Genomic DNA, 15513 nt, shown 5'->3' on the forward strand with positions numbered 1-15513 from the left:
TGGTGTGCTTACTTGCGCATCACGCCGGTAAACAACTCCGACTCCAGAAACCGCTGCAACCATTCCTGCAGCCGCCGATACGGCGTCTGCGCAAACCATTCACGGTCGACGTGGGCGAATTGGCGCACGAAGGGCATCAGCGCCACGTCGGCCAGGCTCGGATGGTCGGCCAGCAAATAGTCGCGCCCCTCCAGCAACTCATCCAGCCTTTGCAAAAACACCTCGCCTTCGGCGCGATACGCCTCCATCGGCTGCGCGGGATAACGCTCGGCGTACTTGTAGCGATTCAAGTGCACCTTGAACACCTGATCGTTCTGTTCGATCAGGCTGGCGATTTGCGCCGCTGCGTCAGGATCATCCTTGAGCAACCAGTCTTGCGGATCGTTCTGTGCCAGCGCCCAGCGCATGATGTCGAGGCTTTCGTCGATCACCCGGCCATCCGCGCTCAGCACCGGCACCGTGCCTTTGCCCGACAGCGCGAGCATCTCGGCGGGCTTGGCCTTCAGGCTGACTTCGACGATGTCCACGGCCACTGCCGAATAACGCAGGGCCATGCGTGCGCGCATGGCGTACGGGCAGCGGCGGAAGGAATACAGCCTGTTCATTTCACCTCCAGGGTGCTCAGGCCGTTGCCCTGGCGGCGGACCTGGATCTGCACCGGAATCCGTTCATGCATTTCCTGTACGTGGGAAATCACCGCGACCTTGCGGCCCTGGGCCTGCAAGCCATCGAGGGCGTCCATGGCCAGTTGCAGGGACTCCGGATCGAGGCTGCCGAAGCCTTCGTCGATGAACAGCGACTCGATTTTCAGTGTGCTCGATGCCATCGAAGCCAGGCCGAGGGCCAGTGCCAGCGATACCAGGAAGGTCTCGCCACCGGACAACGAATGCACCGAGCGCAGTTCGTCGCCCATTTCGGTGTCCATCACCAGCAACCCGAGCATGCTGCCGCCGCGCTTGAGGCGATAACGGCGCACCAGTTGGCGCAATTGCACGTTGGCGTGATGCACCAGCAGGTCGAGGTTGTAGGCCTGGGCGATCTTGCGGAAGGTGTCGCCGGTGGCGGAGCCGATCAACGCATTCAGGCGTGCCCAGCGTTGATACTCGTTGTAGGCGTCGGCAATCTGTTGGGCCAGGGCCTGATTGGCGTTCTGCCGGCGCTGGTCCTCGACCTGCTCGGCGCGCAGTTCGGCGCAGTGCTGCTCGCTGACGGCGAACTGTTGTTGCAGGTCGGTGAGGGCCGTGGCGAGTTGCTCGGCATCGAGGTGGCCGTTGTGCTGGGCTTGATGGTCGAGCAAGCGCTGATCACGCTCCTGCAGCAGCACCTTGGCCTGCTCGATGGCTTTTTCGTTGTGTTGTAAACGTTGGCGCAGTTCGCTGACTTGCGTGTCGTCGACCCGCAGCAGATCTTCGAGGCCACCGTCATCCAGCTCGGGATGACGGCTGCGCCAGTCGGCGATCTTGTCGGTGAGATCGCGATCTTCGTTTTCCAGCGCTTGCAAACGCTCCTGCTGCGCCTTGAGTTCGGCGGCGATCTGCACCCGTTGCGTACGTACGTGCTGCAGCTCCTGCGCCGTTGTCGCCTGGGCACTGCGTGCTTGCTCTACGGCGTTTTCCAGCCCTTGCTGCCACTGCTCGGCGCTGCCGTGCTCGCCCAGCAATTGGGCAAGCTGGTGCTGGCAAGCCCGTTGCTGTTCGGCCAGTGCACTGAATTGCTGCTCGGCGATTTGCTGTTGTTGCACGCGGGTTTGCTGGCGATCCTGTTCTTTCTCAAGCGTCTGTTGACGCTGTTGCTGCTCGGCAAGTTCTTCTTTCTGCTGATCGAGCTGTGTGAGGCGTTCGGCGATCTGCCGATCCAGCTGCATGAAGGTCGCAGCAGGCTCCACCCGTAGCGCTTCGAGGGTTTCGGCTGGCAGAAGGCTGCCGAATGCGGCGAGTTCCTCGTCGAGCCGTTGACGGTCGCTGCCCAGTTCGCGCTGCTGGTTGCTCAGGTGCTGGGCCGCTTGTTGATGCGCGGTTTCGGCGTGGCGCAATTGCTGGGTCAAGCGCGCGGCATCCTGCTGCAGGGTGAGCAGGGCGCGCTGACGTTGTTCGTCCTGAGTGATGCTCTGGTTCAACTGATCGTTTTGCCGGGTCAGCCAGGCGTCGCGCTTTTCGGCGTCCTGGTCCAGAAGTTGTGCGGCCAGTGGGTGAGCGTCGAGGCTCGGTGCCAACGCTTGTTGTTGGGCGTCCAGTTGTTCCTGTTGTTGCAGCAGCTCCTTTTGCCGGGCGATGACGCCCACCACTTCGGCGCGCAATTCGGTGAGCTTTTCCTTGAGCTGGTCGACCGCTTGCTGCGCGCGGGCCTGTTCGTTTTCATCGTGGCGACCGAGGCTCTGCAGCAGCGCTTCGGGCTGATGGTAAGGATGCTCGTGACTGCCGCAGACCGGGCACGGCTGGTCGTCCTGCAACTGCGTGCGCAACTCTTCGACACTCGCACTGCGGGCCAGACGTTGGCGCTCCAGCAGTTCCCGGGTGACGTTGAAGGTTTGTTCGGCAACCGTCAGTTCGGCTTTGGTTTTCACCCCGTCCTGAGTCAGGCGCTCACGTTCCTGTTGTGCGGCGAGCTGACGTTGTTGCAGGTCGGCGCCGCGCTTGTCCAGTTCCTGCTGGCTGGCCCACAGCCGCGTCAGGTCCTCGATGGCGCGCAGCTGTTTACGGTTGTCCTGCAACAGGTTGCCGAGGATGCCGATCTGCTCGGCCACGGCGTCCGGCTCCGCGCCGGCCTCCTTGAACAGCACTTCAAGTTGCTGCCTTTGCAAGGCGAGTTCTTCGCCGCAGCGAGTGGCGGTTTGTTCGAGGGTCGCCAGCTCGGCCTGACCTTTATTCAAGCGGTTGCCGATCAACATCAACTGTTGCAGGCGATCCCGATAGGCATTCCACGCGTCGCTCAGCGGTGCCAGATGGCCGCTTTGCTCAAGCTCGGTGGCGATACGCTGCAAACGATCGGCAACCTGGTTCTGCTTTTCCAACAGGGCTTGAATGGCGCTTTGGCCCTGGATGCAGGCTTGTTCTGCGGTGTGCTTCGCGTCGGCGCTGAGGGCGGTGTCCCTGGCCAGGCGGGCGAGGGTGCTTTGTTCCTCGAAGGCCTGACGCAGTAGCGGAGCACTGTCGGTTTGTCGTTGCAGGGCTTCGCTCAGGGCGATTTGTGTGGCAGAGAGGTTCTGCTCCAGCACCGTCTGGCGTTCAGTCAGCTCGTGCTGCTGCCGGGTATGGGCAGCAACCTGTGCGGCCAGTGGCGTCAGCAGTGCATCGAGTTCGGTTTTGCGGGCGAACTGGTGCCGTTGCGGGCCGAGTTGTTCCAGCCGTGTCAGCTTCAAGCGTTCGCCGGCCAAACCTTCCCACTGCTGTTGGGCACTGTGAAGTTGCTCGGTCGCTGCGAGTTGAGTGTCCTGCAACTGACGCAGCTCCTTGAGCCAGGTGTGCTGCTGCTCAAGCTGTTTGAGTTGTGCCTGCTGCAACTTCTGCTGTTGCTGCGCGGCATTGAAGCGCTCATCCAGTTCCGCACGGGCCTGCGGTGCCAGCGGCGTCACTCCGCTGGCTTGATCCTGCAGCAGCTTGTGAACCTCGCGAGCCTCCTTGGTCTTGTCGAAGGCGCGACGACCGAGACGAGTGTAGAGCGCCGTGTCGGTGAGTTTCTCCAGCAGTTCGCTGCGGTCGTTGTCGTCGGCCTTGAGGAAGGCGCTGAACTCGCTTTGCGCCAGCAGCACGGCACGGGTGAACTGTTCGAAGTTCAGCCCCAGCGCGGCTTCGAGCTGAGCCTTGTATTCGCCTTTCTGGCTGGCCAGCAACTGGTCCTGATCGATGTCACGCAAGCTCTGGCGGCTGGCCTGCAGTTTGCCGGCGGCCTTGTCCCGAGCGCGATTGGCTTCCCAGCGGGCGCGGTAACGGCGGCCGTCGACTCCGACGAAATCCACTTCCGCATAGCCTTCACCCGTGCCGCGACGCAGCAGGGTGCGTGGGTCGCCGGTGCCGATTTCGCCGTCGGCGTCCGGTACCTTGGCGTCGCGGCCGGTGTTGTTCAGGCGTGGTACGGCGCCAAACAGCGCCAGGCACAAAGCATCGAGCAGCGTACTTTTACCGGCACCGGTGGGGCCGGTGATGGCGAACAGTCCGGCACTGGCCAGGGGTTCGGCAGTGAAGTCGATTTCAAACGGCCCGGCCAGGGAGGCGAGGTTTTTCAGGCGGATCGCGAGAATCTTCATGGCTGTTCGCTCTCCATCTGCACGTCCTGCAACAGCTCGGCAAAGTCCTTGAGGGTTTGCTCGTCGACCTCGCTGCCGTAGTTGTCCTGCCAGGCGCGGCTGAACAGCTCCTGGGGCGTGAGCTGGTCCAGCTCGATCAGCGTGCTGCCATCCTCGACGCCGTCACGGCCGCCATTGCCGGCGTACTCGGCAGCAATGCGCACCAGGCGCACGGCCTTGCCTTGCAGGGCGGTTTCCACTTGATTGCGCAGGTCGGGCTGCGGTTCATCGAGGCGCACCCGCACCTCCAGCCAGGGTTGGCGCTGGAGGTCGGCCAACAGGTCGATGTCCGGCAGGTCCGCCAGCTGCAACAGGATCTCGCTCAATGGCGCCGGACCGATGCGTTGCAGGTTGACCGCGCGAGGGATCAGTTTCGGCTCGACGCTCACCAGGGTTTCGCCGTCGAGATTGATGTCGAGAATCTGGTGCTGATAGCTGATCTCGGAGAACGACAGCGGAATTGGCGAGCCGCTGTAGCGGATGCGCTCCTCGCCGTTGACCTTCTGCGGTTTGTGCAGGTGACCCAGGGCAACGTAGCTGATGCTCGGCCCGAACAGGCTGGCGGGCAGGGCTTCGGCGTTACCGATGATCAGGCTGCGCTCGGAGTCTTCCGACACCGAGCCGCCCGCCATGTGCGCGTGGCTGATGGCGATCAGTGCCTGGCCTGGCGTGCGCTTGGCGTTGGCCGCTTCGATCAGCCATTCGTGCACCTGGCCGATCCCGCGCAGATAGTTGTCGCCCAAATGCGCGCCGGTGACTTCCGCCGGGCGCAGGAACGGCAACGCCAGGCACCAGGCGGTGACTTCACCACTGGCATCAGGCAGGGGCAGCAGCAGGCGTTCGGCGTCCAGTTGACCGTCGTCGAGCCACAGCACACGGCCGAGCGCGTGGGTGCGCAAGCGGCGCATCAAGGGGGCCGGCAGTTCGATCCGTGAGCCGGAATCGTGGTTGCCGGCAATCATCACGATGGTCAGCGACGGCTGCTGCTCGTGGGCGCTGACGATGAAGTCGTAGAGCCGCTCCTGGGCTTTGACCGGCGGGTTGACCGTGTCGAAGATATCGCCGGCGATCAACAGCACATCCGGCTGATCCAGTTTCAGCTGGCGCAACAGCCAGTCAAGAAAACAGCCATGTTCGAAATCGCGATCCTGGCCGTGCAGGTTTTGCCCCAGGTGCCAGTCGGAGGTGTGAAACAAGCGCAAGGCGGACTCCGGTACAAAAAAATAGGTGATGGCCGCGTGAAAAATGAAGGCGGCGAAAGGGGGGAGAGTTTACTGGGAAACACTCCCAAGGTGGTCAGGCACTCAACCTGTGGCAGCCCCGATCTTAAGGCAATACCCGATTAACTGTGGGAGCGAGCTTGCTCGCGAAAGCGTTAGCCCATTCAACAATGATGTGTCTGACGCACCGCATTCGCGAGCAAGCTCGCTCCCACAGGTTGTGCTCTTTGTCTCAAGGGCGAGTTATTTGGGGTAAAGCGGCGGCAACCCACTGTCGCCAACCACATCCTGCACCCGTTCGGCCATCGGGATCGCCTTGATCGCCCGCCACAGCTCGTCGCCTTGCCAGTACTGGCCGGTTTCGCTGTACAGCGCGCCGTTCAAGCCGTCGAGGGCGTTGGACAGTGGCACGAAGCGGGCGGCCATGTCGGCCAGGGTTTCCGGTTGTTGCCGGGCCCAGGCGTCGAGGGCCTGGCGGGTGGCGTGGGAATCGTTGGCCAGGCAGGCGCGCTTGAGGTCGTCGAGTACGGTGCGCGGGCTCGGGCCGGTTTGGGCTGTGCGCGCCACCGCCGGTTGCCAGCGGCCACGCCACCAGAGGCCGAAGCCGAGCAGGGTGGTGCAGGCCAGGAACAAGGTGCTGAGCTTCCAGCGCCACAGGGCTTCGCTGTCGGCGCCGGCTTCGACCGCAGACGCGCCGGCCGGGGTGTCGACCACCAGGCTCGGGTTGGCCGCCACGTGCAGCGTGCGGGCAGGCAGGCTGCTGTGTTCCAGATGGTCTTCGAAGGTGTTCCACCAGACCACGTCGACGGTGGGCAGCTCGATGGCGCCGGTCCGTGTCGGCACCAGGGCCTCGCGGTCTTCACGGCTACCGATCAGGCCGCGTTCGCTGTTCTGGTTGCCGAGCACCGGTTGATCCGGGTAGCGGCGCAGCCCGCCGACATCGGTGCCGGGCAGCGGTGGCAGTTGGGTGCTGGACAAGCCCTCGGCCGTCACCGTCAGGCTGCGGGTCAGTGAATCGCCGACCTGGGCGTGGTCCGGCTCCGGGTTCCAGCTTTCGCTCAGGGTCAGGCTGCGCGCAGGCAGCCAGGGGGCATCGGCCGGCCAGGTGATGGGTTTGGCCTTGACCGTCAACAGCAGTTCGGCCGAGGTGACGCGCATCAGCTTGCCGGATTTCGGCCCCTGGGCAGTGCTGTCCTGTACCGGTTGTGCGTCGACCAGCGCCGCGTTGAAGACCTGTGCCGGAATGATCAGTTCGCCACTGTGTTGCGGGTAGATCGCGTAGCGCATTTCGATCACACCGTGGCGCAGGCCATCGATGTCTTTTTCGTAGGTGCGTGATTCGCCCAATTGTTCGATGCGTGCGTCAGGTATCTGCAAGGGTGGCAGGCTGCTGTCGTCGTACAGCGACACCGAGTGGTAGATGCGCAGGGTCAGGACTGCCTGGGCCTGAACGTACACGCTGGTTTGATCGAGGCTGGCATCGATGAACACCGGGGTGCGTTTGTTCGGGTTGTCCGGTGTTTCGCTCTCGACCACTTGCAGGGTGATCGGCTGGCTCTGTAGCTCGCCCAGTTGCAGTGGCGGAATCACGACGCTGCCGTTTTGCCGGGGCAGGAGGGTGATGATCCAGCGCGTGGCGGCCTGGTTTTCACCGCTGAGGGTGTTCAACTGGTTGACCTGGCGGGTGCCGCGCACTTCGAACAACGGCTCCAGCGGTGTCAGGTCGGGTTTGCCGAACTGTGTCACGTCGGTGGATTCCAGGGTCAGCTCGACCGTCTCGCCTGAGCTCAGGCGACTGCGGTCCACACTGGCGGCCAGCTCTGCAGCCTGCGCCTGGACAGTGCAGAACAACAGGCCATGCAACAGCGCGAGCAATAAAACGGTGAAGCGGGTCATCGAGTTTTTTCCTGATCCTGATGTTGTTGCTGTTCGTACCAGAATTTTCGCCGCAGCAGCTCACCGGGGTCGTCCGGGATCTGCCGCAACCACTGCTCCAGCGCCTGACGCTGTTCACCTTCGATACTGTCGGTGGCAGGGCGCAAGGGCGGCGTGGTGTGTTGTTCGTCACCCAACTCGCTGCCGGGCACTTCATTGGCACCCGGCCTGGGTGGCGACACCGGCGGTTGCGCGGCCCTGGAGTCGGCCGGCGGTTCTTGCGCCTGCAGCTCGCCGCTGTCCGAAGACTGCGATGAGACGCCGGGTGGAGTCTGTTGTTGCATGGCCTGGGGTTCATCGCCGGCGGAAGAGTCCGGTTCCGGGGCGGGCGGGCTGTTTTTCTGCTTGAGCAGCTCTTCCACCAGCGCCTTGTTGGTCAGCGCCGGGCGCAAGTCCGGTTGACGTTCCAGTGCCTGTTCGTACGCGTCCAGTGCTGCCTCCAGCTCACCGCTTTTGGCCAGGGCATTGCCTCGATTGTAGTGGGCGTGGGCATCGTTGCCTTCTGCGAACCGCTCGGCGGCGCGGGCGTAATCTCCGGCCTCATAGAGCGCCACGCCTTGCCACTGGTGGTCTTCGAAACGCCGGGCGGCTTCGGCCGGGCGCTTTTGTTTGAGCAGGTGCACACCTTGTTGATCCGGACGCAACCACAGGTCGACGAGGTCGAAGGCGTAGCTCGGTTGAGGCAGCGCCAATAACAGCGGCAGGCACAGCAGCCAGCCACGACGTCCCGCGCAGGCCGCCAGCAACAGGAGCGGTAGCAACAGCCAGTAACCTTGATCGGCCCAGGTGTCCAGGCGCAGGGTCTGACCGTCGTTGCGCAGGTTGCGTGGCCCGTCGAACAGGCCAAGGGCGTGCAGGTCGCTGTCGTCCAGGCGTGCCTGGCGAAAGCGTCCATCCAGGTCGCTGGCAAAACCTTTCAAGGCCGGCTCGTCCAGGCGCGGCACGAGAATGGCCCCTTGTTCATCCTTGAGGAAACTGCCGTCCTCCTGGGTGATGGGCGAGCCTTCGGCGGTGCCGATGCCAAGCATCAGAAATTGGGTCGATTTGCCGTTGAGCGCGTGACGGATGCCCAGCCGTTCCTGTTCGGTCAAGGACGAACCGATCAGCAGGATCCGGCCGTCGCCCAGCGCCGCTTGTTCGAGCAGTGCCAGGGCCTTGGTGACCGCCAGATCGGCGCGATGCCCGGCCTCTGGCATCAACGACGGTTTCAGTGCGTCCAGCAGGTTGCGGCTGGTGGACAGATCATCCGACAGCGGTACCAGCGTGTGGGCACTGCCGGCGTAGACGACGATGGCGGTTTGCGCGTCGCTGCGAATCTGCAGCAGATCGAACAGCTTGCGTCGCGCCTGTTCGAGGCGGTTGGGCATGACGTCGGTGGCGAGCATTTCCGGGGTCAGCTCGAGCACCACCACCAGCGGGTCGGCGGGCTTTTGACTGGTCTGTTCGACACGCTGCCAGCCCGGACCGAGCAGGGCGAGCACGGTCAACAGCCACGCGAGACCGAGGGCGATCCAGGGCAGTTTACTGTCACGGCCACTGCCGCCACTGAGCAGTGCCGCGTGAAAGGCCGGTGGCAGAATCATTTGCCAGCGCCCGGCGCGCTTCTTGCGGTGCCAGAGTTGCCAGAGCAACCAGCCAAGCACCGGCAGCAACAGCAGCCACCAGGGGCGGAACCAGTACGGCCACAGCGCACTCATCGACGCCTCCGCAGGCGCAGGCGTTTGAGACGCTGGCGCCAGTCAGGCAGCAGTTGGGTTTGCAAGAACAGATCCTTGGTAAACAGGCGTTGCAAGGGGTTGTCCGGCCAGAGCACGGGGGCCACCAGCAGCATGCTCAACCACAGCGCCAGGGCCAGTGGCCAGTGGTACAGCGCTTGAGTCGGGCGGGCCTGGGTGGGTTGCTGGGCCACGGGCTCCAGTTGGTCCAGGGTGTCCTTGATCGCCTGCAGCTCTTTGCCGTCGCGAGCACGGAGGTACTGGCCGCCCGTGGCCTCGGCGATGGCCTTGAGGGACGGCTCGTCCAGGTCCAGGCTCGGATTGACGCCAAGAAAACCGACCGTGCCGCTTTGTTCCGGATCGGCGCCGATGCCGATCGGGTAGATTTTCACGCCTTCCTTGGCGGCGAGTCGCGCAGCGGTGAGTGGGGCGATTTCACCGCCATTGTTGGCGCCATCGGTCACCAGGATCAGCACGCGGCTGGTGGCCGGACGCAAACGCAGGCGCTTGAGGGCCAAGCCGATGGCATCGCCGATGGCGGTATTTTTGCCGGCGATGCCGATGCGCGCCTCATCGAGCCAGACGCGCACGGTGTGGCGGTCGAAGGTCAGCGGCGCCTGCAGGTAGGCCTGGCTGCCGAACAGGATCAGCCCGACCCGGTCACCTTCGCGGCTTTCGAGAAAGTCCCCGAGCAGATGCTGGACCAGTGACAGGCGACTGATGTCTTCGTCCTGCCATTGCATGTCAGGGAAATCCATGGACCCGGAAACGTCCACTGCCACCAGCAGGTCACGGCCGCTGGCAGCAATTGGCAGGGGTTCGCCGAGCCATTGCGGGCGCGCCGCCGCGACCAGCAGCAACAGCCATAGCAGGATGAACGGGGCCTGCTGGCGCCAGGCGGGCAGGTTGGCCCGGGCGCGTCGCCCGGCGAGGCCTTCCAGGTCGCTGAGGAAGCTGACCTTGAGGGCCGGTTCACCACTGTCGGCCACCGGCAATAGGATGCGCATCAGCCACGGCAGCGGCGCAAGGGCAAAAATCCACGGCCAGGCGAATTCAAACATGTTTGCGAATCCACGTATCGACGGCTTGGGTCAGGCCGGCAATGGCCTTGTCGTCGAGTTTGCATTCGGGTTTGTAGGCGCCTTCCACGAGCACCATCCAGCGGGTCAGGCCGGCCGCCGGGCAGCGATTGTCGAGGAACGCCAGCCATTTGCGGCCGTTGAGGGTGTGGCTCTGGCTGTAGGGATAGTGGTTGCGGCACAGGCGCTTGAGCAGGCCGTTGAGTTGCTGCAGCCAGGCACCGGCCGGCGCACCGTCGTAAGGCTTGGGCATCAGTGCCAGCTCGGCCAGGGCCGCAAGGCGTACCGGGTCGAGCGGCTGTTCGGCACGTACCACGGGGCGTTTGTGCGCAATGAAGCGACGCAGCTTCCACAGGCCCAAACCGATCAGCGGCACCACGAGAAGCAGCAGCCACCAACCCGGTGCCGGAGGCCAGAATTCCACCGGTGGCGGGGAAATCAGCGGTTGCAGTTGATCAAGGCTGCTCATCGGCCTTTCCCCGGTTTCTGCGGGTTCAGGTATTCGCGCAATTGCTCGACCATCTCGCTCTGAGTACTCAACGGCATCAGCAGCACCCGCAGTTTCTGCGCGAGCAGTTCCCAGCGGGCGATACGTGCTTCGGCCTGGGCCCGGTAAGTCTGGCGCAGGTCGAAATTCAGCGTATCGAGTTCCAGTTGCGCGCCGCGTTCGGCGAAACGCAAAAGACCGGCGGCGGGCAGGGCATGGTCCAGCGGATCGGACAACGGCAGCAGCAACAGGTCGCAGTGGCGCGATAACAGGCTCAGCTGTTGCTCGGCGCTGTCCGAAAGGGCGCGTTCGTCGCAGATCACGATCACCAGGCTGCCAGGGCGCGACACTTCCCGGGCGCGGCGCAGGGCAATGCCAAAGGCGTCGCGGTCCGGCTCGCTTTCGCTGTTGAGCGACTGATTGACCCGCACCAGCCGGTTGAGCAATTGCAGCAGGCTTTGCTTGCTGCGCCGGGGCTTGATTTCGTAGTGCTCATTGTCGCCATACACCAGCCCGCCGACCCGGTCGTTGTGCCCCAGGGCGGCCCAGCCGATCAGGCTCGCGGCCTGGGCGGCGAGCACCGACTTGAACATCAGGCCCGAGCCGAAAAACAGCCGGCGGCTTTGTTCGACCATGATGAAGATCGGTCGCTCACGTTCTTCGTGGAACAGCTTGGTGTGGGGTTCCTGGGTACGGGCCGTCACGCGCCAGTCAATGGTGCGCACATCGTCGCCGGCCTGATAGACCCGCACCTGATCGAAGTCGACGCCACGTCCGCGCAGTTTGGAGTGGTGCAGGCCGATCAGCGGGCTGCGCTGGCTCGGTGTGGAAAAAAGCTGCACTTCACGCACGCGATGGCGCATCTCGATCAGATCGGCGAGGCTGACACGGATGCCCGGCTCGGGCGGCAGGCTGGCGTTCATCGGGGTCAAGCGACGGCTACGACGTCGAGAATCCGCTGGACCACCCGGTCCTGATCGATGCCGGCGGCTTCGGCTTCAAAGGAAAGAATGATGCGATGGCGCAATACGTCAAACAGCACGGCCTGGATGTCTTCGGGGCTGACGAAGTCGCGGCCGGCCAGCCAGGCGTGGGCACGGGCGCAGCGGTCCAGGGCAATCGAGCCGCGCGGGCTGGCGCCATAGGCGATCCACTCGGCCATCTCCGGGTCGAACTTGGCCGGGATGCGGGTGGCCATGACCAGCTGCACCAGATACTCCTCCACGGCGTCGGCCATGTACAAGCCGAGGATTTCCTTGCGAGCGACGAAAATCGTCTGTTGAGTAACCCGACGCTCAGGCTTCGCTTCGCCGTTCAGGGCTTCTCCACGGGCTTGCTGCAGAATCCGGCGCTCAACAGTGGCATCGGGAAAACCGATTTTTACGTGCATCAGGAACCGGTCAAGTTGGGCTTCTGGCAGCGGATAGGTACCTTCCTGCTCGATGGGGTTTTGCGTGGCCATCACCAGGAACAGCGGCGACAACTCATAGGTGCTGCGCCCGACACTGACTTGCCGCTCGCCCATGGCTTCGAGCAAGGCCGACTGAACCTTGGCCGGGGCGCGGTTGATTTCGTCCGCCAGTACCAGGTTGTGGAAGATCGGACCTTGCTGGAACACGAAGCTGCCGGTTTCCGGGCGGTAGATTTCCGTACCGGTAATATCGGCCGGCAACAGGTCGGGGGTGAACTGGATGCGGTGGAACTGGGCCTCGATGCCTTCGGCGAGTTCTTTGATGGCCTTGGTCTTGGCCAGGCCAGGGGCGCCTTCGACCAGCATGTGGCCGTCGGCGAGCAGGGCGATGAGCAAGCGCTCGATGAGTTTTTCCTGGCCGAGAATCTGCGTTGAAAGAAAGGTTCGCAGCGCGAGCAGCGCTTCACGATGTTCCATCGATGACTGTTCCTGCAAAAGGGTGGCCGTAGACGTTCGAAAATGCGCCAGGGCTGGGGGCGTTACTTTAATCCATCGCGGGGGGCGGCGACTAACGGCATTTTGTGCAAAGTGCAGGAAATGGTCGGCAATCGTTGTAGGAACTTTCTACAGGTTGCAGGCTGGTGGTGTTCTTTCGGACCTCTTCGCGAGCAAGCCCGCTCCCACAGTATCGGTGGTTGGCTTGCGATCTGCGTAACACATCAAGACCCTGTGGGAGCGGGCTTGCTCGCGAAAGCGCCCGCCCAGACACCATCAAATCTGGCTGATATAGGTGCCAGTACCCTTGAGAATGTTCTGCAGGGTCTCTTCCACTTCAGCCATATCCGTCATGTCGGCATCAAAGGTAATTTCCAGCACATCATCCCCATTCAACGCATCAGCATCTGCAGCCGCAATTTCAATCTTCAGCAGGGAAGGGCTAAGGGTGACTTTCACGCCCTCCAGGGTCGAGGGTTCGCCGTCGAGGGTGATTTCCAGTTCGTCTTCATCCGGGTAGCGGCTCATCAGGAACATTTCGCCCTGTTCGCTGTGGCAGCAAAGCATGGCCATGTCGTCTTCTTCGTCATCGCACGGGTTGACGATCAAGAGGGCGGTTTTCATTTTCATGGGGATTTCCTGGCTCGACGAGCGCTGCGAAGACAGACAAGGGCACAATTCTGCCAGCCTTTAAAAAATCCTGCTCGGCTACAGGGCCTTTTGCGTAGCGATAGCAATAAAGACGAGACGTCTCTGTGCATCATCCGAACTTCGTAGATCACTGGATCTGGCGCCATCAAACTTCGTACTCCCCCCCAAAAAAATGCGCAAAGCATATTCGAAACATTCAGATTGCTATGACAAGACGGGGGACTCATTTGACATTGCTGGGCGCCCGTTCAGACCTGCAAGGTGAATGGGTGGAGCGCTTGCGGTGATTACTCAGGGGGGGGATGAGCGCTTTTTGAAAGTCGGCTCCGAATACGGTCAGTACCTTTTCTGCTCCATTTTTAGCGTCCTGAGCAGAAAAAAACATGGTATCTGCAATATCAGCAATGCAACCAACGGCCGCGAGCTCGGAAGCAGCCGGTGTAAAGCAGCCTCCGACAGTCTCACCCTCCGTTTATAATGCGCTCAATATCTTCGACGCAATGTTGTCGGGTGATATCTTTGCAGACATATTCCACAATATCTGCAATGCATGCCCCGACTCAAGTAAGGCAGCGCAAACCATGGTCAATAATGTGAAAACTTTGCTGGCGATGGCAGGTGAGGTCACTGCAGGAAATCGGGCCAAGTTTGAGGTCGTCAGCAGCTTGACTAACAATCTTTTGGGCAGTCTGACCAAGGACGATCTCTCGAAGGCGCAGGAAGCAGCGAACCAGATAAACACTTACTTTAATAGTGATGTGGATAGCCAGGGTAAAACCAAGCTAGACGATGCCTTGAACATGCTTGAGTTGCCCTATCACAAGGCCACGCACGAAAGCGGCAGGATGGGGCATGCCCGGGAAATGCAGAGCGATGTTCGACACTTCTTTAAGGATCACCCCTTTCAGGACCTGGCAGGGATGCTGGCCTATGCCCATGATCACGTGCAGATCAAAGACGGGCTCATGGGGGTCGGCAACCTCGAGCACTGGGGGCTGAATGAGATCGCTACCGCTGCTGCGCTGGGTGCTTTGGCCGAAGCGGCGGGAGTCGATGAGGCTGGACAGGAAGCCCTGCTCAAAGTCGCTGGGGCAACTATTCCCGCGGGCACAGCGTTTAGTTTCCTGCCCAATGTTGGTGGCCGTGACAAGTACGGGCTTGGAACGACCATCGAGGGTATGTTGCGCGGGAACGTTCTGCCTGCACAGCTGGACGAAGCACGCAAAGATCTTATAGCCATGGCATATACCTTGGCCATTTGTGATACTAAGCGCAATTGCATGGGCGAACTGGCCCGCCCAACTGACGACGTCATTTACAAAGAGGCTCCCGCTGTGCACCGCTTGCTATCAAGCTGTGCAGAAAAGGACTATAAAGTTTTTGGGGCAAATTTCTTTGACAACGGGAAGCTGAGCGAAGCCGGGCTTGCCCTGTGCAGTAAGTTGACTAGCACCATAGAGGTTTTTGAGGAATTCCCTCCGATAACCCTGTCTACACCAGAGTTTGAGAAAGGAAAACCAAATAATCCGTTAAGCAAAGAATACAAGCCCGGCAGTCTGTCCCCCGAACAGAGTTATCAGGCGATATTTGAGCTTATCAGGAACAATGGATCTTTCGGCTCGACCAATGTGGGGGCGGACATTGAGTCTTTCTCTGGTTGGTTTTCGCACCCCGTACTCGACAAAATGAAAGGTCGCTCGATCCTGGAGGATCCAAAAAACGCGTTCATTGATGGTTATAAAAAAATCGCAGACAAGTTGGAAGAACTATATAAGCCTGAAGATGGAAAACTGGACGAAGTACTTAAGCAAATGAAGTCTATGGGCGGCTCTGTGTTACCAAAAAGCTAATGAGTTGGAGAATGCAGTCGCGCTTATAACGAATCCCCATCGATTGCCCGCAAGCGTTTCATGAGCTCTGCCTTTTTTGGTCTGCATTGCAGCTGTCCGGCGGACGGAGCGCCGATATTGTCCATGCGTTGTCGTTGCTTTATTGGGCTGCGTCGTGTGTCTGCGGGCTTTGTTGTAGTGGGGTGGGCGGTGGTCATCGTCTTTGTGTTGAAGTTGACTGTCGTCCTTTTCAGATCGGGTAGTTCGCCTATATAGAAGGAAAGGGTGGGGTAGAAAAACCAAATTAATGCTTGACGGCGGATTATAGATGTCTATAATTCGCCCCACTTCCGGCGCAGTCGAAACGGAAAACTCCTTGATAAACAAAGAGTTACGCAGTTTTCGGCAG

11 protein-coding genes are annotated in these 15513 nt (G+C 61.5%); 1 reads left to right on the top strand and 10 read right to left on the bottom strand.

The features are described 5' to 3' along the window. Nucleotides 1-8: 8 nt before the first annotated feature. From AC07YV_RS13030 to AC07YV_RS13075, 10 genes are all read right to left on the bottom strand, one after another. Nucleotides 9-605, bottom strand: a complete 597-nt coding sequence (locus AC07YV_RS13030; RefSeq protein ID WP_102700666.1) for a glutathione S-transferase — start codon at nucleotides 603-605, stop codon at nucleotides 9-11. After that, nucleotides 602-4243: an AAA family ATPase gene (locus AC07YV_RS13035; protein WP_102700667.1), complete on the bottom strand. Its 3642-nt coding sequence runs from the start codon at nucleotides 4241-4243 to the stop codon at nucleotides 602-604. Before AC07YV_RS13035 ends, AC07YV_RS13030 begins: the two co-directional genes overlap by 4 nt. Then, nucleotides 4240-5484: an exonuclease SbcCD subunit D C-terminal domain-containing protein gene (locus AC07YV_RS13040; RefSeq protein WP_102700668.1), complete on the bottom strand. Its 1245-nt coding sequence runs from the start codon at nucleotides 5482-5484 to the stop codon at nucleotides 4240-4242. Before AC07YV_RS13040 ends, AC07YV_RS13035 begins: the two co-directional genes overlap by 4 nt. 261 nt (nucleotides 5485-5745) lie before the next feature. Continuing rightward, nucleotides 5746-7398 (bottom strand): BatD family protein, encoded by a 1653-nt coding sequence (locus AC07YV_RS13045; protein ID WP_102700669.1) that lies wholly within the window; start codon nucleotides 7396-7398, stop codon nucleotides 5746-5748. After that, the gene (locus AC07YV_RS13050) at nucleotides 7395-9134 is read right to left on the bottom strand and encodes a tetratricopeptide repeat protein (protein ID WP_102700670.1); all 1740 of its coding nucleotides are present in this window, start codon (nucleotides 9132-9134) and stop codon (nucleotides 7395-7397) included. The genes AC07YV_RS13045 and AC07YV_RS13050 overlap by 4 nt, the downstream gene beginning before the upstream one ends. Continuing rightward, the gene (locus AC07YV_RS13055) at nucleotides 9131-10213 is read right to left on the bottom strand and encodes a vWA domain-containing protein (protein ID WP_102700671.1); all 1083 of its coding nucleotides are present in this window, start codon (nucleotides 10211-10213) and stop codon (nucleotides 9131-9133) included. Before AC07YV_RS13055 ends, AC07YV_RS13050 begins: the two co-directional genes overlap by 4 nt. Continuing rightward, complete coding sequence (locus AC07YV_RS13060) at nucleotides 10206-10700, bottom strand: DUF4381 domain-containing protein (RefSeq protein ID WP_102700672.1); 495 nt, start codon at nucleotides 10698-10700, stop codon at nucleotides 10206-10208. Before AC07YV_RS13060 ends, AC07YV_RS13055 begins: the two co-directional genes overlap by 8 nt. After that, entirely contained in the window at nucleotides 10697-11641 is a 945-nt protein-coding gene (locus AC07YV_RS13065) for a DUF58 domain-containing protein (protein ID WP_015095343.1), read from the bottom strand. The genes AC07YV_RS13060 and AC07YV_RS13065 overlap by 4 nt, the downstream gene beginning before the upstream one ends. Before the next feature lie 5 nt (nucleotides 11642-11646). Continuing rightward, complete coding sequence (locus tag AC07YV_RS13070) at nucleotides 11647-12606, bottom strand: AAA family ATPase (protein WP_102700673.1); 960 nt, start codon at nucleotides 12604-12606, stop codon at nucleotides 11647-11649. Between the two features lie 294 nt (nucleotides 12607-12900). Then, nucleotides 12901-13254: a hypothetical protein gene (locus AC07YV_RS13075; protein WP_102700674.1), complete on the bottom strand. Its 354-nt coding sequence runs from the start codon at nucleotides 13252-13254 to the stop codon at nucleotides 12901-12903. A gap of 425 nt (nucleotides 13255-13679) precedes the next feature. Between AC07YV_RS13075 and AC07YV_RS13080 the strand changes: the two genes are divergently transcribed. Further along, nucleotides 13680-15125: a hypothetical protein gene (locus AC07YV_RS13080; RefSeq protein WP_102700675.1), complete on the top strand. Its 1446-nt coding sequence runs from the start codon at nucleotides 13680-13682 to the stop codon at nucleotides 15123-15125. Nucleotides 15126-15513 lie beyond the last annotated feature (388 nt).

Source organism: Pseudomonas sp. GW456-E7, assembly GCF_059424105.1.